This window comes from Ruminococcus sp. RTP21484sp1_RTP21281st1_A8_RTP21281_210402, from assembly GCF_040914025.1.
In the GTDB taxonomy this organism is placed as follows: Bacteria; Bacillota; Clostridia; order Lachnospirales; family Lachnospiraceae; genus Blautia_A; species Blautia_A faecis.
The window spans coordinates 20,184-42,225 of the sequence record NZ_JBCPGE010000012.1 but is presented as its reverse complement, the minus strand read 5'-3'; the positions used below and the strand labels follow the sequence as shown (position 1 = coordinate 42,225).

Below are 22,042 nucleotides of genomic sequence, written 5' to 3'. Positions count from 1 at the left end.
ACTTAACAATACTACTTGTAGGACTTGGTTTCCACTGCTTTTTATTAAAGTGTAAAGAAAAACTGCGCCATAGCCTTGGCAGGCCATCGCGCAGCGATTTTGTTCAACTGGAATTTTGATAAGAAAAAAAGCAGTCAATCCTAAGACTAACTGCTTTGTGTGTATGGATATGAAATTGTCAAAATTGAAATTCACAATATTAATTGAGAGGCAGAAGCTTCTTCATTTTCACATTCTGCATAATCAATATTTTTTACATTTCTTTGAGTGGCATATTGAACAATTCGTTCTTGAATTATTTCATATATAGTTATTTTCCCACATTCAGGACATATTTTTGCTGGTACATTTGTGGCATGATATATTGTGCCATCATAAACTACATCAGTTTCTGTTGTAATATTTTTTAACCATTTTTTACATTTTTGACATCTAAACATAATCGCTCTCTCCTTTAACTCCCGATTTGTTACTCACATGATATCATATTTTTCCTTCAATTACATCCACCTAATTTTAATACACTGCCTGTCGGCTTGCTTCTGTAACCAGCATCCGGTTAATTTTCTCCTGCATTGTTTCCTTTGCATCTTCATTGAAATGATAACGAACAACATAGACTGTCTGCCCGATTTTCTTTGTAAATGTGTTCCCCTCTGTTTTTGTATTCATCATTTTTTCCATAATCATTTTTTCCTTTCCTTTTGGATCCCCGGTAGAAAGTCATTCCATTTGTCTCTGTCAGGACACTATTCTTTAAATCAGGCCCAAAATGGGCACTTCCAGTTTCGCAGGCTACCTATATATAGCCTTTTCATTTTTGCTTGCAAAAAGCCTTGTGATCACAGCACTTTTTTAACGTAAAAAGCGTTTTAATATGATGCAGCCAGCGACAAGAAGCATACCTAACAAATGTCATTGTCTATCACTTCTGTTTTCTCTGCTGATATCGCTCTGGTTAATTCTTAATAATGAGCAAAACAAAAGGCACTAACTTTTTTACGGTTAATGCCCTTTGCTTAGTTATTAAGTTTTTCTTTATAGATTTCTATTCTTTCTGCCTGCCGAACTTTTTGACCTTTTTCTGGCAGTTTTTCAGAAACAATTTTATACCATGATTTATCAAAACCAACTGCTTTAAGAATTGTTGATTTATCCATCTGATCTGGTTGTTTTATAGAAATGTGTAAGCGATCTTGAGGTATTTTCTCTATAATTGTAAACTGGCTTCCTCCTGGTTGCCACGTGAATTTATGCAATCCAGATTCTTTCTCATATCCTTCTAAATTTCCACGTTTATTCCACTTAAACTCATATAACTCAGGATCATATCGAATTGTATCAAATTCGAAAACAAGATAGTCTTTATAATCTTTTGATTTAACCAAAACAACAGTTCTACCCTAACAACAGACGCGGTAAAAAAGGATTACAGCTTTACACTTCTGGAAGCAACCTATCTGGAACGGACCGGTCTCCGCTTTGAGCCATCCGATTATGTTTCCTTTGGTTTGACTGATAAAAATGGACTCCTGACCAATGCCGGAAAACTCATGACCGATCAGCACACGTTTTATAACTCCCGTATGTTCTGTACCCGGTGGAATGGCTTGGAAAAAGGCTCTATCTTTGATGATGCGCTGGACGATAAAGAATACGAGGGAAATTTGATTTATTTACTGAACAGCGGCAGTGAATTTATTCGCAATAATTCCAAAGTCCGTTTTGTCAAAAAGGCACAGTATCGTGTAGACAAGCCGGATTATGCTGAACGAGCTGTGACAGAGGCTCTTGTCAATGCGCTTATCCATCGTGATTATATTGTGCTTGGCAGCGAAATCCATATTGATATGTTTGATGATCGGGTGGAAATCACATCTCCGGGCGGTATGTTTGGCGGCGGCTCAATTCAGGAATACGATATTTACAGTATTCGTTCGATGCGACGAAACCCTGTGATTGCTGACCTGTTCCACCGCATGAAGTACATGGAACGCCGTGGAAGTGGTCTGCGCAAAATCGTCAGTGAAACTGAACAGCTGCCCGGATACAAAGAGGCATATAAGCCCGAATTTTCCTCAACAGCGACAGATTTCAGAGTCATCTTGAAAAATGTAAACTACAACTTAGAGGGTGGCGCCCACCAAGTTACCCACCAAGATATTGAACTATCAACGGTGTCCAAACAGATTTTGGCTTTTTGCACAACACCAAAATTCAAGAAAGAGCTTGCAATATTTTGCAGATTCAAAGATTTAAGAAACTTCACTTTGAAGCATATCAATCCGCTTTTAGAATCCGGGCAATTAGAAATGACTATTCCCGATAAACCTAAAAGTCGCAATCAAAAATATATTACAGTTCGTTCCGAATAAACAGAGAAGCAGGACATTGGGTCTCATCTCCCATTGTCCTGCTTCTTTTTATTGCCATACAAGTAAGAAAACCCCGGAAAGCCTTGATTTTCCAGGGTTTTTGAACCATTTTGATATAGTCTGAGCAGTCGATTATCGCTTGCTGAACTGTGGAGCGCGACGAGCTGCTTTGAGACCGTATTTCTTACGCTCTTTCATACGAGGATCACGAGTAAGGAATCCAGCTGCTTTAAGAACTGGTCTGTACTCTTTGTCTGCCTCAAGGAGTGCTCTGGAGATACCATGTCTGATAGCACCAGCCTGTCCTGTGTATCCGCCACCATGTACGTTTACAAGTACGTCAAATTTTCCTTCTGTTTCGGTAGCAGCCAGTGGCTGACGAACGATAACTTTAAGTGTGTCTAATCCAAAATACTCATCAATGTCTCTTTTATTGATAGTGATTTTACCAGTACCTGGGGTAAGGTAAACTCTTGCTACTGATTTTTTTCTTCTTCCTGTTCCGTAGAATTTTGCGCTAGCCAATGTTTTCTACCTCCTAATTAAAATGTTAAAACTTCCGGTTTCTGAGCCGCATGTTTGTGTTCAGGTCCGGCATAAACGAAAAGTTTTGTGTACATTTCTCTTCCTAATGGTCCTTTTGGAAGCATACCTTTAACTGCCAGCTCAACAACTTTCTCAGGTTTCTTAGCCATCATCTCTTTTAATGTAGTCTCTTTCATTCCACCTACATAATCAGAGTGATTGTAGTAGATCTTCTGATCCATTTTCTTTCCTGTAACTTTGATCTTGTCAGCGTTAACAACGATTACATAATCACCTGTGTCAACGTGTGGTGTAAACTGAGGTTTGTTCTTTCCTCTTAAAACGCTTGCTACGCCAGAAGCCAGACGGCCAAGGGTGCAGCCTTCAGCGTCAACTACATACCATTTTCTCTCGATTTTATCTGGATTAGCCATATAAGTCTGCATGGTTTTACCTCCTGTTATTTATCAACGATTGTTTGTATAAATGCGAATTCTCGCATATGTTAGTAATATGGAAACGATGGTGCAATTACTGCGGAAATGTCCGAAACCGCTGATAAATACCGTCGCCGGGGCTATTGGCTAAAGTATCTCGCACTACGTCACATTGAGTTATTATATTATAAGCCTCCGTTTCTGTCAACCACTTTTTCCCCATATTTCCATCTTTTTTTCAAAAAGTTTTCCACATTCTTCCTGGATTGCTGATCAGCTTTTCCACAAAGCCCGCTTGCTGCATCCACCTTATACACGCCCATCCACAACAGGTGTCTTTTGGAACAACAATTTATACACACTTTAATCAGGCATTTTATAAATTTTCTCTGTCAAGCGTTTTTTATAAATTTTCTCTGGTATTTTTCTCCGCAATGTGCTACATTAAAAAGAATGTATTCACAGGATACACAGTAACTATTTTATTTTTTCAGATAACTATTCAGCAAATACTATTCCGCGAGGCATTTTCACTATGAAAGCCCCAGGAGACAGCTGTGGAAGTGCCGCAGGAGGGTTCGCCTTTCTGTGCATCACAAAGCGCGTAACTGTAAGAGAACTGAACAGTTACTTTTATTTGAGGTGAAGTTTTCATGATAACATTTTTATCCCATTTTTTCATCAAAAATTACAAAGACTACAACTCCCCCCAGGTTCGCCAGTCTTATGGCATGCTCTGCGGAGCTGTGGGAATTGCCTTGAACATTTTTCTTTTTATAGGAAAATGGCTTGCCGGAATCCTAAGCGGCTCTATTGCCATCACGGCGGATGCCTTCAACAACTTATCGGATGCAGGCTCCTCTGTGATCACTCTGGTGGGCTTCAAGCTCTCCGGACAAAAACCGGATACAGAGCATCCCTTTGGACATGGACGCATGGAATATATCTCCGGACTTCTTGTCTCAGTTGCGATTCTGATCATGGGCTTCGAGCTGATCCGCTCCTCCATTGACAAGATCCGCACCCCGGAGCCCATTGAATGCAGCCCAGTTATTATTGCTGTCCTTATTGCATCTATTCTGGTAAAAATATATATGTACTACTATAACCGCACTATCGGTCACAAAATCGACAGTACTGCCATGCAGGCTACAGCTGGAGACAGTTTAAGTGACACAGTTTCCACCAGTCTGGTTCTTCTGGCAACTATCATCAGTCAGCTTACCGGATTGGTGCTGGACGGATGGTTCGGTGTCCTGGTGGGCATTTTTATCTTCTATACCGGAACCACTACAATGAAGGATACCATTGATCCCCTTCTCGGACAAGCCCCGGAGAAAAATTTAGTAGAGGAAATCGAAGAGATCGTTCTTGCCCATCCCCTTGTCCACGGCATGCATGACCTGATTGTCCATGACTACGGTCCAGGCAGACTAATTCTTTCCCTCCACGCTGAGGTTCCCGCCCACGGAGATCTGCTGATTATCCACGATGAGATTGACAACATTGAGCATGAGCTTCAGGACAAACTGAATTGTTCTGCCACCATCCACATTGATCCCATTGTCACAGACAACAAGGAGGTCAATGAAATACGCAGCCAGATTGAAGAAATCACCCGCAATCTGGACCGTCGTCTTTCCATTCACGATTTTCGCATAGTAGAAGGTCCTACCCACACAAACCTGATCTTCGACATAGCGGTTCCTTTCGAATGCAAACTCACCAACGTGGAGATCACAAATCTCCTCAAAGAACGCATCCGCAATATGGATGATGGCAACTATTGTGCCGTGATTCAAATCGACAGAGTATATTCATAAAAAATTCTTTTCCCCATACAAAAAGACTGGTTCTTCATGCAGCTGCATGAAAAATCAGTCTTTTTGTTATTTCGTCCGCACTGCGTCCGCTTTGAAGCACCTTTCCTTATCGAATATTCAAATAGACATCCTCTCTCGTATGAAATCCCCCGTCAATGATCACCTTATCCATATTTTCCGCCGTCACCGCTATTGGATCGATTTTATAATAAGGAATGTCATATGTCCCGTCATTGAAGGTTTCTACTGCCTTGTATTCCCCTTCTCCGGAAGTAATATCCTCTCCTTTGCCAAGCGCCACTGCGAACTCGGCCGCCGTATTCGCTTCCTGTTCAATAGGCTTATAGACAGTCATTTCCTGTGTACCTTCCACAATCCTCTGACAAGCTGCCAGATCCGCATCCTGGGCCACCACAGCAACCTTCCCGGCCAGCCGATTCTCCGACAATACCTTCACTGCCTGACTTGCCAGATCATCATTTCCGCACATCACCCCTACAATATCTTTTGTAACTTCCAACCCCTGAGTCACATAGTTTCCGGCCAGCTCTGCCATCCAGTTATCGCAATATCCCGTATAAACCACATTCAGATTACTGTCCTCAATAACCTTATTGAAGCCACGCACAACTTCATCCACATTTCTGTCTGTAGGAGATCCATTGATGGCAAAAATATTTCCTCCCTCCGGGCAAGCCTTGACCAGAGCCTCTCCCATAAGGATTCCAACCTTTTCATTATCAATGGTAATATACAGATCTGCATTAACATTTTCCACAATGCGGTCATAACAGATTATATAAATCCCCATTTCCCGGGCTTCCTTCAGCACATCATACAAAGCATTTCCATCAATAGGGATCACCACGATCACATCCATCTTTTTCTTAATGAAATACTCTATCTGGGAAATCTGCTCTTCCACAACGCCTCCGGCTACCTGCACATTCACTTCTGCCCCAAGGCTCTGGGCAGTAGAAACAAACATATCCCGATCCCGCAGCCATCTCTCAATTACAAAAGAGTCAAAGCTAAGCCCGATCTGCAGCTTATCTTCCTCTTTTGCTTCTTCCTTCTGCGGCTCCTGAGGCTTACCTCCGCAACCTGCTGCCAATGCAGCTGCCAGGAGCAAAGCCAACGACAAGAGCAGCCAACGACACTTTCTCATTTTCCATACCTCGCTTTATACTCACTTGGAGTCATATCCATCTGCTTCTTAAAAATCCTGCTGAAATAATTGGGATCCGAATAGCCGCTCTGGATTCCCGCTTCCTTTACGCTTACATTTGCATCCACCAGAAGCTCTTTGGCTTTATCGATCCGGACTCTGGTCAGATACTCAATAAAATTCTCTCCAGTCTCCTCCTTAAAAATCTTGCTGAAATAATAAGGACTGATATTCACCTGACTGGACACATCATCCAGAGAAATATCCCTGCTGTAATTTTCCTGAATATAAAGCATGGCCTTCTTTACCGCGGAATTGGACTGATCTTCCTTCTGATCCCGGATTGCCCGGCATACATTTACCATCTTTTCCTGGAACCATTTACGAAGATCCTCATAGGTTGAAAGCGACATGGCAGTATCCAAATAGTCCCTGCGGTAACTAAATCCATAATTGATCGCGCCGCTGTCAAAAGCAATCTTCTCTCCCCAGATAATAAACTCCAGTATTTTCAGGCGGATATTATTCATATCCTGTGAATAATGCTCTACCATCCAGTCACAGAAGAAGTTCACCTCCTGGAGCATCCCCTCCTCATTTCCCTCCTCAAGACAGCGGAACATCCTCTTCTCATCATTGCCGGGAAAAGCCTCGTCATAGACACCATTCTGGGAAAGATCCTCTATATGGATTACCCTGCCCAGGCTTCCGTTTAATGCCCGGAGTGCTTCGCGGTAAGATCTCTCAAGCTCTTCCATTTCCCATACTCTTCCAATTCCCACACGGAATTTTGCATCCAGTCTGCCCTCCAATCTTGCCACCAGCTCTCTTGCCTTTTCCACCAGATCAATACGGTCTTCATAAGGATTCTGGAAAATTTCACAAGGCACTACCACAGGGATACGGTTGGACATAATATTTCCAACCACACAGGGAAAAGCAGACTTCACCACATCCCGGAATTCCGGATAAAAGCTTTGCGCCTTCACATTCATTCCAACCGGGCTTACCAGTCTTCCATTTTCATAGCTTTGTCCAAACTGCACCACCATAACATAACCCTGGCCATATTCAATATCCAGAAGCTGCTGGTAATAACCTGCTGCTGCCATCTCCTTCTGGAAAAGAAGAGAATTCACATAACCAGATTCCACAACCGGGATAACTGTCTCTAGCTTTTCCTGGATTTTCAACAGATTACTTCTCTGATCACGAACCTTATCCACCTTTGCTGTCGCTTCTTCCACCACAGAAATAATCTTACTTTTCGAAATCGGTTTCGTAAGATACTGTTCCACACCAAGATTGATGGCTTCTTTGGCGTAATCAAATTTGTCATATGCAGAAACTACATAAAACAAGGCGGAATTGTTGAACTTCCGGATTTCCCGCATAGCCTGGATTCCATTAATTCCAGGCATGTGAATATCCATAAACACAATATCCGGGTGAAAGGTCTCCGCCTTCTCGATTACCGCCCTTCCTGTTTTCGCAGTTTCCACACTGCATTTATCTCCGAATTCAGCCAGAATCACTCCTTTAAAAGCCTCCAGCATAAGTCCTTCATCATCTGCTATCAGAATACGGTACATTTTTTTGCTCCCCTTTATTCAGCCTCTGTCACTGCTCATTGCAGCATACTCCATGCTATCACTTTTTACTCATTCACTGGTACCTTCAACCTCCACCGGTAAGGTGATATGCACACTGGTTCCAAGTCCAAGGCCCTCACTTTCTATGGTAAGAAGATCTTTTTGTTTATAATACAATTCCAATCTGTCAATTACATTTCCTACTGCTATGCCTGTAGAATAACGGTCCTCTCCATTATTTCGTGCTTTCCCTGCCATAACGGATTGAATCATCTCCTGTGTCATTCCGGCGCCATTATCACTGACTATGATTTCCAGGTCATCCCCATCCTTGTGAATGGACATTCTGATTTTCCCAGTTTCCATACAGTCGTGAATTCCATGCTGCACGGCATTTTCCACCAGAGGCTGCAAAATCATGCTTGGAATCCTGAAATTCCCGATTCCCTCATCCACATCTTTTTCATAATTGATATCTCCGGCAAATCGGACATTTAAAATATAAATATAATTGTCAACTGCATCCACCTCTTCCCAGAGAAGAGCATCATCCTCCATTTTCCGTACATTATATCGGAAAAAGTCTGCCATCTTTTCCAGAAAAACACCGGTACGCTCTGCATCCTCCAGCATGGCAAGCTGGGCCCCGGCATTCAGACAGTTAAACAGGAAATGAGGATTGATCTGAGCCTGAAGATATTTCAGCTGTGCTTCTTTCAGATGGGTCTCCATAAGAAGCTCCCTCTCCTTCATCTGCGCCTGCTTTTCTATACTTTCACGCTGTTGTTTAATATGAATGCGTATGCTGTCCAGCATCTGATTAAAGCTCCGGGTTACCACGCCAACCTCATCCTCGCAGACAACAGGCAGAATTGGCACATTCAGATTTCCCATGGCAACCTCATGCGCAGTACTGGAAAGCTGGGTCAGCGGCCGGATCATGGATTGCACAAACAGAATGATAATGGCCACGCCTACTGCCGCCACAATGAAAATAACCACCAGTGCCAGCCGATACAGTACATCCATAGAAGAAAGCAGGAGCTGGTAATTGGAGGAATTCATCCGGAAGCGCAGATTATTCAGCTTGTAAATATAAGAATTGATATATTCATAAAGCTGCAGTTCTTTTTCATAAGAAGCCTTGTACTTCTCAATATTTCTGCCTCGCTTGGCCTGAACAGTCTCGCTGGTCTGATTCAGATAGCTTTCTGACATTCTGCGTATATTTTTTTCCAGCATTTTTACTTCATTGTCCACATTCCGGTCATTCAGCTTATCCAGAAGCTCCCGGTAATCCTGCTCATAGCGATAGTAATTTTCCAGAGCCTTGGTTCCCTTTATATTCAGATATTCGTAAACCGTTCCTTCCAGCTTGTTTAAGGTATCCGAGAGATCATTAATTGCTGCATTGCTGGAAAAAACAGCATCAATCCGGTCTACACCGGTATGGATCTGTTCAAAGATAAAAAAATTGATGCATACTACAAATACCATGACAAGGGCCATAACAAAGCTTAATCTTGTCTGTATGGAATTCTGGACGGAAAGGCTTCCTTTTCTCTCTCTCATTTAATTCCCCTCCGTTCTGTAAGCACCAACATTGCTTCTGGTGATCACATGCTGACCCACACTGTAATAATTGCTGGTATGTCCCAGGGAGGAAAACTCTTCCAGGGCATTCACGCTGTATCTTCCGATTTCATCCATATCCAGAGCGATAGCTGAAGAAATAATCCCTTTGCTGATACCATCCAGAATTACATCGGAATAATAAAAACCAACTACATCCACATTTCCAACCTGGTTATAGTCAACCAGAGCCTGGTAAACGCACTCTGTCACAACCTCGTCCATGCACACCAGCACATCTGGCAGGTTCTCCTCGCTTACAAAAATATCCCGGACAAATTCCTCTGTATCAAAGCCAGAGCTGCTGTCAATGTTGTATTCTGAAATCGTTACGGTCTGATAATCCTTCTTTTTTTCCTCCAGTTCTTTTTTAATCTGGTAATAGATCAGATTGGTCTCCTGGGTCTTGGACTGGGAATTTGACAAAAGAAGGACCTGCGTATTCTCATGTTCCTTTAAAAGTCCAAGAATCTGTTCCGTGTAAGCATTTCCCAGCTGATAACTATTCAGTCCAACAAAGCTGATTCTGGCACTGGAGGAATCATCTGTCAGCACCGTAACTACCGGAATATCCGCATCTGAGGCCTCCTGGATCAGTTCCTGCTCTTCATCGCTTCCATCAGCTTCCAGAATGATCCCGTCCACCTGGGAGGCAATTCCAATACGCAGATAATCCGCCTGACTATAATTGGAATCGTGCCCGGGCTCGATCAATTCCAGATAAGCATCTGCATCCTTTGCCGCCTGGCTGGCGCTTTCATAGATGGAATCCCACATCAGGGTATTTTCCGCTCCTGCTATCATCAGATAATGTTTTGCGTAACTGGATGCACCCTCGCCTTCACCAAGATCCACCTGATCCAGTTTTTTCTGGAAATAAATCCAGATTCCAGAGAGAAATAACATACAGCCTACTATAATAAAAAAAACAGTCAATGTGGATTTTTTCATAATTAATAAGTTCCTTTATTGCCCGCGCTTTTGCCTGTAGGCAAACCGCCATTTTATTATAAAATAAATATGCTTTCAAACATCTACAGTTTACCATATTTGCATGCTATATGCAAAAGAAGCCATTGCATTTCTGCAACAGCTCCTTTCTGATTACTGTTTACTGCACTCTCAGCAGTTTTTTGGCAATTATTTAGTTGGATTTTCTATTAGAGATAACATCAAATACAACTGCGATCAGAAGTACGGCACCTTTTACAACATACTGCCAGGAATCACCGATACCCATGATTGACATACCCATGTTGATAACACCAAGGAGAAGAGCACCGATTACAACACCACCTACAGTACCACTTCCACCGTATGCAGAAGCACCACCGATGAAACAGGAACCGATTGCATCCATCTCGAAGGATGTACCTGTACTACCATTTACAGAACCTACACGTGCTGCGCAGAGAAGACCTGCAAGGCCAGCAAGTAAGCCCATGTTTGTATATGCAATGAAATAAACCTTATTTGTATCGATACCGGAAAGCTGTGTTGCTTTCTCGTTACCGCCGATTGCGTAGAAGTAACGTCCAAACGCTGTCTTGGATGTGATGAAGTTGTAGATCATGCAGATTGCAACTACCCATACAAGCATTACGGAGATACCTTTGTACTGATACAATTTGTAGCAATACCACAGAATAACAACTGCAATCACGGCTGCTCTGCTGTAATCAGAAGCTGCGGTATTCTGACGATAACCTTTTTTCGCTTTGTTTGCTCTGGAACGCATAGTGGAGAAAATAATGTAGCATGCGATCAGAACACCAACGATCAGTGCAGAATATTTCTTTCCATCATCAAGTCCAGGAATGTTAATGTAGGATGTAAATACATTCAGGAAAGATTTGTTCTGGATAGATACTGTCTTATTATCCAGTACCAGACGTCCAAATCCACGGAAAATGAACATGCCGGCAAGTGTTGTGATAAATGGAGGAATTCTCTTATAACCAATCCAGTAGCCCTGCCATACACCAACCAGAAGGCCGATTACCAGGCAAAGGAGAATGGTGATAAATGGATTGAAGCCCTTGCTGCCGATCAGGACAGCTGCAACACCACCAACGAAGCAGATAACAGATCCAACAGAAAGATCGATGTTACCACCAGTTAAGATACAGAGTAACATACCACATGCAAGAACCAGTACGTATCCGTTCTGGAGCATAAGGTTTGACATGTTCTGTGCGAAAAGAAGTCGTCCATCAGTCAGAGCACAGAACAGGATAAATACGATTACAAGTGCAATAACCATCGTATATTTTCTTAAAAAGTCTTTTATTTTTGCATTCATTTTGTTTTCCCCCTTCATTATTTCTTCTGATTCTGCATGATATGTGCCATGATGCCTTCCTGGGTAGCTTCTTTCGCATCCAGTTCTCCGGCCATTTTACCTTCATTCATGATATAAATCCGGTCGCACATACCAAGGATTTCAGGCATTTCTGAGGAAATCATGATTACAGATTTTCCCTGTTCCACCATCTGATTGATCAGACAGTAAATATCATATTTTGCACCTACGTCGATACCACGGGTAGGCTCATCCAGAATCAAAATATCTGGTTCTGTGAACATCCACTTTCCAAGAAGGGCTTTCTGCTGGTTACCACCAGACAGGTTACCAATACGCTGCTCATTGGAAGGTGTTTTCGTTCCCATTTCTTTTGTCATCTGCTCCGCCAGCTGTACCTCAAGGTCCGTGTTGATAATTCCATTATCACAGACTTTGTTCAGACGGGCAAGAGTTGTATTGAAACGAATGGACTCATCAAGGATCAGTCCGTTTGTCTTACGGTCCTCAGTTACATATGCAAGACCATGCTGGATGGCTGCACGAGGATCTTTCAAATCTACTTTTTCACCCTTTATATACAATTCTCCGGAAATTGCACTTCCATAGCTCTTACCGAAGATGGACATTGCCAGCTCTGTACGGCCTGCACCCTGCAGTCCTGAGAAACCAACAACCTCACCTTTATGTACTTTAAAGGAAATATTGTCGTCTACTATTTTTTCCGGATACAGAGGATGATGAACCGTCCAGTTCTTTACCTCCAGCATCACTTCTTTACTTACATTGTGCTCACGTTTCGGATAACGATCTTCCATAGGACGTCCAACCATTCCTTTGATGATCCTGTCCTCGCTTAAGTCATCCACGCCTTTTGTAAGTGTCTCGATTGTGCTTCCGTCTCGAAGAATGGTACAACGGTCTGCACAGTAAATGATCTCATTCAGTTTGTGTGTGATAATAATAGATGTCAGTCCCTGTTTTTTAAATTCCATAAGCAGGTCCAGAAGCATCTTTGCATCTTCATCATTCAGGGATGAAGTCGGCTCATCCAGGATGAGCAGTTTAACATCTTTTGAAAAAGCTTTCGCAATTTCTACCAGCTGCTGTTTGCCAGTTCCGATATCTTTGATCAGGGTCTGGGCAGATTCATGAAGACCTACCTGAGCCATATGTTTCTCAGCCTCGCTGTATGTTTTATCCCAGTCGATGGCTCCTCTTTTATTTTTGATCTCGTTTCCAAGAAACATGTTTTCACCGATGGAAAGCAGTGGGATCAATGCAAGCTCCTGGTGAATAATAACGATACCTTTTGCCTCGCTGTCATTAAGCTTTTTAAACTTACACTCTTCACCCTCGTAGGTAACCGTTCCAGTATAGCTGCCGTATGGATACTGACCACTTAATACGTTCATCAATGTGGACTTTCCCGCACCGTTCTCACCGATCAGCGCATGAATCTCGCCACGCTGAACTTCAAGGTTAACGTTATCCAAAGCTTTGACACCGGGGAATTCCTTCGTAATGTGTTCCATTACTAAAATATTGTCAGCCAAAATGGCGCCCCCTTTCCCATAAAACAGGCGGGGCTTTTCACCCCGCCCACATTTAAACCTTTATTTTTGATTTGTATGACGTTTTAGTTCAGCCTTCATTAGTTTGCCGGATGAAGATATCCGTCATCATCCATTGTGTAGTATCCTGGGTCAACCAGTGCTTCCTGAAGGTTGTCTTTTGTTACAACTGTAGGAACCAGAAGGAAGGATGGGCATTTGTTGCCTTCAGATGTCTCATAGGACTCTGTATCATATGCACACTCGAAATCCCAACCAGATTTTTCAATCAGAGACTCATCAACTGTATCACCAGCCAGCATTGCTTTTGCAAGGTCAAGTGTTACGACTGCTTCATTAGCAACTGCTTTGTAAACGGTCATGGACTGTTTTCCGTCAACGATGTTTGCAAGGTTTGCTTCATCACCATCCTGTCCTGTGATCAGAACTGTGTTATCACCAGCATAGTCAGACTCGATTGCCTGTGTTACACCAAGTGCTGTGGAGTCGTTGGAGCAAAGAGCTACGTCAAGCTGTGTTCCGTCTGCATAGTAGGATGCCAGAATATTCTGCATTCTTTCAAGTGCTGTCTGGGTATCCCATGCAGGTGTTGCAACAGAATCAAAATCAGTCTGTCCGGAAACTACATTTAAGGTTCCTGCATCAATGTATGGTTTTAATACATCAAATGCACCATTGAAGAAGTATCCGGCATTGTTATCAGCAGGATCACCAGCTGTAAACTCGATATTGTATGTCTTGTCTCCAGCATTGTCCAGATCCAGAGAATCTACTACGTACTGTCCCTGAAGGGTACCTACTGTGTAGTTATCAAAAGAAATATAATAGGAAACAGCGTCAGACTTGATCAGACGGTCATAGGAAATAACCGGGATTCCTGCATCTGCTGCTTCATCCATAACTGTATTAAGAGCCTCGCCATCGATAGCTGCTACAACTAACAGGTTAACTCCGTCGGAAATCAGGTTCTGGATATCGTTTACCTGACGGTCTGTCTCGTTGTCAGAGTATGTAAGCTCTACTTCGTATCCAGCATCTTCGAACTGTTTCTGCAGATAGGAACCATCACGATTCCAACGCTCCAGAGACTGTGTAGGCATTGAAATACCGATCTTTCCGCCAGCTGCTCCGTCTTCTGCCATTACCGGAACTGCAAGTGAACCAACTGCCATTGCTGCTACCATTGCCATTGCTACTTTTCTCTTCATGAAAAAACCTCCCGTATCATTTTTATTTGCTATGTTCTATAGCTTTTTGATGGGATTATAATATCATATCGATACTCTGTGTAAAATGGACTAATTTTGGATTGCTCTTTCAATTTTTGTGTTATGATATGCACAAAATTGTGCTGGGGTGGACATTTTTGTTATGGAATAGTGCTAGATTGTAATTATGTGCTATTGACATTTTTAATATGTGAAGTGATATGCCAAAAAGAAGTATTGGAAAGGTGCATCTCGAAAATTTGCTATTTAATATGTTGAAAGTTGTTCAAGGCGGACGCATTCGGACAATGGTTATTGCTCACTCGCTGGCGCAACACTCCAGCGAACTAACTGCTAACTGCGACTAAATCGTTCAGGAAAGCCTTCACGATTAAGTCGACCTAAGCAGTGGATTTCGCCTACGCTAAAACCGCGCCTGAAATGGCTCGCTGGAGCAATAACCATTGCCCGAATGCTGTGTACTGGCTGGGACTTATTTATACATAGGAACTTTCAACAGGGGGGGAGGGGGAGTGACTGGTTTCCCTATACTGTATCGCAAACGAAAGTTTATAGAGATTTTGCCCGAAATTAGCGGCTTTTACAATTTTGATGAAGTATTTGCATATTTTTAGGGCTGTTTTGCAAGTAAAAAACTTGACATATTATTTTATGTGCCTTCGATATCCCATTTAGATGGTTGATACTTCGCAGCTTTATTAGTTTTACCTAATCTATCATTGCCAAGAAAGTATCGGGAAACCAATCACTCCCACCACCTCCTTGTTAAAAGTTCCTAAACAGCATCAGTTTCAGCCGACACACAGCATTTGGGCAATATGTATTACTCCAGCGAGCCATTTTAGGCGCGCTCTTAGCGTAAGCGAAATCCAGCGCTTACGAAGACTTATGCGTGAGGGCTCTCCCGAACGCATTAGTCACAGTTAGCGATTAGTTCGCTGGAGCGTTGCGCCGGCGAGTGAGTAATACACATTGTCCAAATGCGTCCCTCCTGAAGAACTTTTCAACACATTAAATAGCAACGTTACTCATTAATCAAAGAACTGTATCCCCATCAAGGTGAGTCCCTGCGCCGGTGCGGTAGGACCAGCAGCAGAACGGTCTTTGGCATCCAGGATTTTCTGCATGCGCTCCGGTGGATACTGTCCATTTCCGATTTCAATCAAGGTGCCGGAAATAATGCGGACCATATTATAGAGGAAACCAGTTCCCGAAACGCGAATCGTAACTATGTCACCATCACGGAAAACTTCAATTCCGGTAACCGTACGGATAGTTGTTTTCACCTGGGCTCCGGAGCCGCAGAAACTGGCAAAATCATGCCTTCCGATCAGGTAGGATGTTGCCTCTCTCATTTTGTCCACATCTAATTTGTAATGATAGAAATAGGAATAAAGCCGCTCAGTTGGTACCGGAAATTTGCGGTTCAGAATGCGATATTCATATGTTTTCTCACTGTCACAGTATCTTGGATGGAAGTCCGGTTCCACTTCTTCGGACATCTGAATCCGGATATCCTCCGGCAGACGCTGGTTCAGCGCATAAGAAATCTTCTCTCCCGGGATGCGGGTGTTGGTATCAAATACCGCTACGTTTCCAAAGGCGTGTACGCCTGCATCTGTACGACTGGCACCAATCGTTTCAATCTTTTCTCCCAGAAGCTCAGAAAGTGTATCATTCAACACTCCCTGTACTGTAATTCCATTGGGCTGTGTCTGCCAGCCACAATAATTCGTTCCATCATATGCTACAACAAGTCCAATTCGTTTCATCATCTTTCTCCTTGTGAAAATTCCCTCATCTGCATCCGTAGTCTATTTTAAGACTCTGAATACAGATGAGGGAACTATAACTTTTTAAATGGATGTTCAGTCGATTTAAATTCCAGCTGCCCTAAATCCAATTGCAACAGCCAGATACGCTGCCAAAATCACATATGCCATATGATCTCTTTTTTTATAACAAAGCGGTTTCATCTGGGTACGGTTATCGCCGCCATGATAGCATCTTGCTTCCATGGCCATGGCCAGATCATTTGCCCGTCGGAATGCGGAAATAAACAGCGGCACCAGAAGGGGAACCATGTTCTTCGCCTTCTGGATCAGATTCCCATTCTCGAAATCAGCTCCGCGGGCAATCTGCGCTTTCATAATCTTATCCGTTTCTTCCAGAAGAATAGGGATAAAACGTAGGGCGATCGACATCATCATAGCAATATCATGTACTGGTACATGAAGCTTATTCAGCGGGCGGAGCAGACGCTCCAGACCATCAGTCAGCTGGTTAGGCGTCGTCGTCAATGTCATAATGGAAGAACCGATCACCAGATAAACCAGTCGGATCGCCATAGTACCTGCCAGCACCAGACCTTCCTTTGTTACCTTAATAAATCCCAGCTTCCATACCACCTCACCAGGGGTAAGAATCATATTAAAAAATATGGTGATCAGAAGCAGCATGAAAATAGTCTTCAGACCTTTAAAAATAAACTTCACAGGAACCTTGGACAACAGGATCATTCCTGCAAGAAATATAGTAGCCACTGCATATCCTGCGAAGGTGTGGAACAAAAATACAGATACAATAAATCCAATGGTTCCTACCAGTTTGGTTCTTGGATCCAGCTTGTGAATCACGGAATCTGCCGGATAATACTGTCCGATCGTAATATCTCTGATCATTCGCTTCTGCCTCCCTTCTTAAGAAGTGAAGGCTTCTGCTTCTTTAAAGCTTCCAGAATCGTATCTCTGGCTTCCTCCACAGTGGTAGCTGTGGTATCCACATTCAGGCCATTTTCGGAAAGCGCATGCATGATATAGGTGATCTGCGGTGCCGCAAGTCCCATTCCTTCCAGTTCCTTATAATGGGAAAATACATTCTTCGGTGTATCGTCAAATACCATTTCCCCATGATTCATAACGATCAGGCGTTCCACATATTTGGCAATGTCCTCCATGCTATGAGAAACCAGGATAATGGTAATTCCTCTCATCTTATGAAGAGCCGCAATCTGATCCAGAATGTCATCTCTTCCCTGTGGATCGAGCCCTGCAGTAGGCTCATCCAGGATCAGGATTTTCGGGTTCATTGCCAGAACACCTGCAATGGCAACCCGTTTCTTCTGGCCTCCTGAAAGCTCGAAAGGAGACTTGGTAAAATTCTCTTCCTTCACACCTACATGGGCAAGGGCCTTTTTTGCCTCTTCCTCAGCCTGCTCCCTGGAAAGTCCCTGATTCATAGGGCCAAAGCAAACATCTGCCAGAACTGTATTCTCAAACAGCTGATGCTCCGGGTACTGGAATACCAGCCCCACCTCACTTCGAAGAGACCGGCGGTTATAATTCTCCGCCCACACGTCTTCTCCATTATAAAGGATCTGACCGCTTGTAGGCTGGATCAAAGCATTAAAATGCTGGATCAAGGTTGATTTTCCGCTTCCAGTATGACCAATCACACCAATGAACTGTCCATCCGGAATTACAAGATTTATATCTTTTAGGGCGTGGCTTTCATAAGCAGTACCCTGACTGTAAGTATAGGTCACGTTCTTAAGCTCTATCGACATAATGCACCCACCAATTCCTCTTTCGTCAGTATTCCTTCCGGAATGTCCACGCCAGCCTTGTGAAGCTCATGGGCGAGCAATGTCACCTGGGGTACATCCAGCCGGTATTTCTTCAGTGTCTCTACCTGGGAAAAAATTTCTCTTGGAGTTCCCTGCATTACCACATTTCCACCATCCATCACATAAACCTTGTTGGCATGGATCACTTCTTCCATATAATGGGTAATGAGGACAACGGTTACATTTTCTTTTTTATTGAGCTCGGAAACGGCTTTCAATACTTCTTTCCTGCCATTCGGGTCAAGCATTGCAGTTGGCTCGTCCAGTACAATACAGCTTGGACGCATCGCCACAACACCTGCGATGGCAACTCTTTGTTTCTGGCCTCCGGAAAGCTTGTTCGGAGACTGATAACGGTAAGCGGTCATTCCTGTCTTTTTCAGACTGTCATCCACACGCTTCCAGATTTCGTCTGTAGGTACTCCCATATTCTCAGGACCAAAGCCTACATCCTCTTCCACAACCGTACCAATGATCTGGTTGTCCGGATTCTGAAAAACCATCCCCGCTTTCTGGCGGATTTTCCACAGCTCCGGCTCCTTGGCTGTGTCCATATCATCCACCCACATGGTTCCCTCTGAAGGGATAAGCAATGCATTTATCTGCTTCGCCAATGTGGATTTTCCGGAACCATTGTGCCCCAGAACGGCCACAAAATCGCCGGCTTCAATGTCCAGGTTTACATCATTGACAGCACGCTGCGTTGCTTCCACATTGCCGTCCTCATCATACTTGAGATAGTCAAATCCCAGCTTGAATGCCTTGATAATTCCCATATTCTTTTTCCTCGTCTGTCAGGCCTTCAGCTCATCCGTAGCTGCCGGAACTGCACCGGTCAACTCGTCCATTAACGCCCAAATTTCATCTTTTCCCTGCTTTGTCTCAGCGGAAAAAGGAATGATCTTACTGCCCGGGCGCAGCTTCAGTCCGTCCTTGATAGCCTTAATATTCTTCTGTACCTGACTTCTTTTCAGCTTATCCAGCTTGGTTGCAATAATGATCGGATTGTATCCGTTATTTACGATCCAGTCATACATCAGCTTATCGTTTGCAGATGGATCGTGCCGGATGTCGATCAGGAGAAATACTGCCTTCAGAGTCTGTGAGGTATGAAGATAACGCTCGATCATCTTTCCCCACTTCGCCTTCTCGGTCTCCGGAACCTTGGCATATCCATAACCTGGAAGATCCACAAGGTACATAAAATCATTTACATTATAAAAATTGATAGTCTGTGTTTTTCCCGGCTGGGAACTTGTTCTTGCCAGCGCTTTTCGGTTCAGCAGACCGTTAATGAGGGAGGATTTTCCCACATTGGATTTCCCTGCAAAAGCAATTTCAGGTCTTCCTGTGTCTGGCAGTTTGCTGGTGATACCACAAACGATATCCAGTGAAACGTTTTTAATTACCATTTTTCCTACCTCTCATTTCAGGCAAGTGCCCGTTCCAGCACTTCATTCATATTTTCCACAAACGTGATCTTCAGTCCGTCTGTGATCTCCTCATCCAGTTCTTTGATATCCGGTTTATTGGACTTTGGAACCAGTACTTCTTTAATCTTGGCGTACTTAGCTGCAAGAAGCTTTTCTTTCAGTCCGCCGATTGGAAGTACACGACCTCTTAAGGTGATCTCACCAGTCATGGCAAGGTCCGCTCTTACCGGCTTGTTAATAATGGCAGAAAGCATTGCAGTTGCCATGGTAATTCCGGCTGACGGACCGTCCTTTGGAACCGCCCCTTCCGGAATATGTACGTGAATGTCATTTTCCTGGAAAAATTCCTGATTGATTCCATATCTGGCTGCTACAGAGCGGATGTAGCTGATGCCCGCTGTTGCAGACTCTTTCATCACGTCTCCAAGCTGTCCGGTAAGCACAAATTCCCCTTTACCCGGCATAATATTTACTTCGATCTGAAGGGTATCGCCGCCTACCTGCGTCCAGGCAAGACCTCTTGCAATACCAACCTCATCCTTTTTATTCGCCATCAGGTAATTGTATTTCTCCTGCCCCAGAAAGCTCTCAAGGTTCTTGCCTGTGACCGTTACCTTCTCTTTGCCATCTTCCATGATCAGACGTGCTGTCTTACGACAGATCTGACCGATCAGACGCTCCAGATTTCGGACACCAGCTTCTTTCGTATAATTATTGATAATTTTTCGAAGAGCGCCGCCCTGAATGGAAAGTTTGCCTTTCTCAATTCCATTGGCTTCCATTTGCTTGGGAATCAGATGCTCCTTTGCAATGTGCTCTTTCTCATTCTCTGTATAACCGCTGATCTCAATGACCTCCATTCGGTCAAGAAGCGGTCTTGGGATTCCCTGAATATCGTTGGCTGTTGCAATAAACAACACCTCTGAAAGATCCTGGGGAAGCTCCACATAATGGTCATTGAAATGACTGTTCTGCTCCGGATCCAACACCTCAAGAAGCGCAGAAGAAGTATCTCCCTTGTAATCACTGCTTGTCTTGTCAATTTCGTCCAGAAGCATAAGCGGATTGGCAACCTTTGCCTGCTGAAGGGCAACGGTAATCCTTCCCGGCATAGCACCCACATAAGTCTTTCTATGGCCGCGGATCTCAGCTTCATCCTTCACACCACCAAGACAAATACGGACATAACGCTTGCCAGTGGCTTCTGCAACAGATTTGGCAATAGAAGTCTTACCGGTTCCAGGAGGTCCCACAAGGCAAAGTATAGGAGATTTTCCTTTATGTGTCAGCTTACGTACAGACAGAAATTCCATAATACGCTCTTTTACATCTTTCAGACCATAATGACCTTCTTCAAGAATCTTCCAGGCTGCCTTCAGGTCTTCAGAATCTTCAGAGCACTTATCCCACGGAAGGGAAAGAAGTGTCTCAATATATCCCCGCAGAATACTGCTCTCAGCGGCATTGGTGCTGGTGATTTTAAAGCGGCCGATTTCTTTGAAAATGCGATCCTTTACTTCCTGGGAAGCAGTAAGCTCTTTGGCTTTTCTGCGGAACTCCTCAGCCTCATCAGCAGTATTGTCCTCGCCAAGCTCCTCCCGTATCAGTTTCAGCTGTTCTCTCAAAATATATTCACGCTGGTTTTTATCTACGCGCTTTTTCAGTTTCTGCTGAAGGTCGTGGCTGATATCCAGCACATTGATCTCATTGCTCAAAATGGCACCAAGAAGCTCATATCTGTCTGTCAGTCTGGCTGCCTCCAGAAGTTTCTGTTTGCTCTGCCAGGAAAGAGGCAGATTAATTACGATCTGGTCGATCAGCTCCGGTGCTTTCTCTATATTTATGATCTGGGCAGCCAGTTCTTTTCCAATCTTTCCACCCTTAGCGCAATAAGTTTGGAACAGCTCCCTGATACTTCTGTACATTGCCTCCAGCATCGCCTGAGGCAGCTCCTCTTCTTCCTCATTAACAAGAACAGTCTCTGCTCTTAAATATGGTGTCTCCTGTTCCAGGCCAAGAAGTTCTGCCCTTCTTTTTCCCTCAACAAGAACACGCAGCAGGTTGTTAGGAAGTTTCACAACCTGCTTAATATATGCAATAGTTCCTACCTGAAACAGCTGTACAAATCCAGGATCTTCAATCTGGGGATCCTTCTGGGTTACCAGAAAGATCTTCTGATCTTGAAACATTGCCGCTTCGATTGCCTTTTTGGAACGTTCCCTGCTTACATCGAAATGGATGATCATTCCCGGAAGAATGGTAGTTCCGCGAAGGGCAAGGGCAGGAAGTACATTGATTGGCTCACTCATTTGTAGTCAAATCCCTTC

At 43.6% G+C, this 22,042-nt stretch carries 19 protein-coding genes and 1 pseudogene; 2 read left to right on the top strand and 18 right to left on the bottom strand.

The annotated features are described in order from the left end of the window. Positions 1-191: 191 nt before the first annotated feature. The 3 genes from AB5170_RS07660 to AB5170_RS07650 all read right to left on the bottom strand — a co-directional run bounded on the left by AB5170_RS07660 (position 192) and on the right by AB5170_RS07650 (position 1,388). On the bottom strand, positions 192-440 hold the full coding sequence (locus tag AB5170_RS07660) for a YgiT-type zinc finger protein (RefSeq protein ID WP_003864633.1): 249 nt from the start codon (positions 438-440) through the stop codon (positions 192-194). Positions 441-516: 76 nt separating this feature from the next. Next, positions 517-675 (bottom strand): transposon-encoded TnpW family protein, encoded by a 159-nt coding sequence (locus AB5170_RS07655; RefSeq protein WP_334291744.1) that lies wholly within the window; start codon positions 673-675, stop codon positions 517-519. Between the two features lie 344 nt (positions 676-1,019). After that, a complete protein-coding gene (locus tag AB5170_RS07650; protein WP_226815322.1) occupies positions 1,020-1,388 on the bottom strand; it encodes a hypothetical protein in 369 nt (122 codons plus the stop codon). Positions 1,389-1,400: 12 nt separating this feature from the next. On the opposite strand from AB5170_RS07650, the pseudogene AB5170_RS07645 reads away from it, so the two are divergent. Then, a pseudogene (locus tag AB5170_RS07645) lies at positions 1,401-2,375 on the top strand (ATP-binding protein); the annotation flags it as partial. A 132-nt stretch (positions 2,376-2,507) separates the two neighbouring features. Here AB5170_RS07645 and rpsI read toward each other — a convergent pair. Together rpsI and rplM are read right to left on the bottom strand one after the other, a co-directional pair. After that, entirely contained in the window at positions 2,508-2,900 is a 393-nt protein-coding gene (gene rpsI / locus AB5170_RS07640; RefSeq protein ID WP_118580486.1) for a 30S ribosomal protein S9, read from the bottom strand. 17 nt (positions 2,901-2,917) lie between these two features. Then, positions 2,918-3,346, bottom strand: coding sequence for a 50S ribosomal protein L13 (rplM, locus tag AB5170_RS07635; RefSeq protein WP_117853326.1), 429 nt, complete (start codon positions 3,344-3,346; stop codon positions 2,918-2,920). 644 nt (positions 3,347-3,990) lie between these two features. On the opposite strand from rplM, the gene AB5170_RS07630 reads away from it, so the two are divergent. Beyond that, a complete protein-coding gene (locus AB5170_RS07630) occupies positions 3,991-5,160 on the top strand; it encodes a cation diffusion facilitator family transporter (RefSeq protein WP_173771715.1) in 1,170 nt (389 codons plus the stop codon). A 106-nt stretch (positions 5,161-5,266) separates the two neighbouring features. Here AB5170_RS07630 and AB5170_RS07625 read toward each other — a convergent pair whose 3' ends face one another. From AB5170_RS07625 to lon, 13 genes are all read right to left on the bottom strand, one after another. Further along, a complete protein-coding gene (locus tag AB5170_RS07625; protein WP_173771713.1) occupies positions 5,267-6,328 on the bottom strand; it encodes a sugar ABC transporter substrate-binding protein in 1,062 nt (353 codons plus the stop codon). Next, positions 6,325-7,920, bottom strand: a complete 1,596-nt coding sequence (locus tag AB5170_RS07620; protein ID WP_173736419.1) for a response regulator — start codon at positions 7,918-7,920, stop codon at positions 6,325-6,327. Before AB5170_RS07620 ends, AB5170_RS07625 begins: the two co-directional genes overlap by 4 nt. 69 nt (positions 7,921-7,989) lie before the next feature. Continuing rightward, entirely contained in the window at positions 7,990-9,492 is a 1,503-nt protein-coding gene (locus tag AB5170_RS07615) for a sensor histidine kinase (RefSeq protein ID WP_173771711.1), read from the bottom strand. Then, a complete protein-coding gene (locus AB5170_RS07610) occupies positions 9,493-10,503 on the bottom strand; it encodes a substrate-binding domain-containing protein (protein WP_173771708.1) in 1,011 nt (336 codons plus the stop codon). A 193-nt stretch (positions 10,504-10,696) separates the two neighbouring features. After that, positions 10,697-11,854, bottom strand: coding sequence for a sugar ABC transporter permease (locus tag AB5170_RS07605; protein ID WP_148461694.1), 1,158 nt, complete (start codon positions 11,852-11,854; stop codon positions 10,697-10,699). 17 nt (positions 11,855-11,871) lie between these two features. Further along, complete coding sequence (locus AB5170_RS07600; protein ID WP_173771707.1) at positions 11,872-13,410, bottom strand: sugar ABC transporter ATP-binding protein; 1,539 nt, start codon at positions 13,408-13,410, stop codon at positions 11,872-11,874. Between the two features lie 98 nt (positions 13,411-13,508). Further along, the gene (locus AB5170_RS07595; protein ID WP_148461696.1) at positions 13,509-14,636 is read right to left on the bottom strand and encodes a sugar-binding protein; all 1,128 of its coding nucleotides are present in this window, start codon (positions 14,634-14,636) and stop codon (positions 13,509-13,511) included. 1,052 nt (positions 14,637-15,688) lie between these two features. Then, complete coding sequence (gene truA / locus AB5170_RS07590) at positions 15,689-16,432, bottom strand: tRNA pseudouridine(38-40) synthase TruA (RefSeq protein WP_330602731.1); 744 nt, start codon at positions 16,430-16,432, stop codon at positions 15,689-15,691. A 102-nt stretch (positions 16,433-16,534) separates the two neighbouring features. After that, on the bottom strand, positions 16,535-17,338 hold the full coding sequence (locus AB5170_RS07585; protein ID WP_118582725.1) for an energy-coupling factor transporter transmembrane protein EcfT: 804 nt from the start codon (positions 17,336-17,338) through the stop codon (positions 16,535-16,537). Continuing rightward, positions 17,335-18,222, bottom strand: a complete 888-nt coding sequence (locus AB5170_RS07580; protein ID WP_173773118.1) for an energy-coupling factor transporter ATPase — start codon at positions 18,220-18,222, stop codon at positions 17,335-17,337. Before AB5170_RS07580 ends, AB5170_RS07585 begins: the two co-directional genes overlap by 4 nt. Beyond that, a complete protein-coding gene (locus AB5170_RS07575) occupies positions 18,213-19,058 on the bottom strand; it encodes an energy-coupling factor transporter ATPase (protein ID WP_118582720.1) in 846 nt (281 codons plus the stop codon). Before AB5170_RS07575 ends, AB5170_RS07580 begins: the two co-directional genes overlap by 10 nt. Before the next feature lie 18 nt (positions 19,059-19,076). Then, positions 19,077-19,694 (bottom strand): ribosome biogenesis GTP-binding protein YihA/YsxC, encoded by a 618-nt coding sequence (yihA, locus tag AB5170_RS07570; RefSeq protein WP_118582717.1) that lies wholly within the window; start codon positions 19,692-19,694, stop codon positions 19,077-19,079. A 17-nt stretch (positions 19,695-19,711) separates the two neighbouring features. Then, positions 19,712-22,024 carry an endopeptidase La gene (gene lon, locus AB5170_RS07565; RefSeq protein ID WP_368361540.1) on the bottom strand — a complete coding sequence of 771 codons (2,313 nt, stop codon included), beginning with the start codon at positions 22,022-22,024 and terminating at the stop codon, positions 19,712-19,714. Positions 22,025-22,042 lie beyond the last annotated feature (18 nt).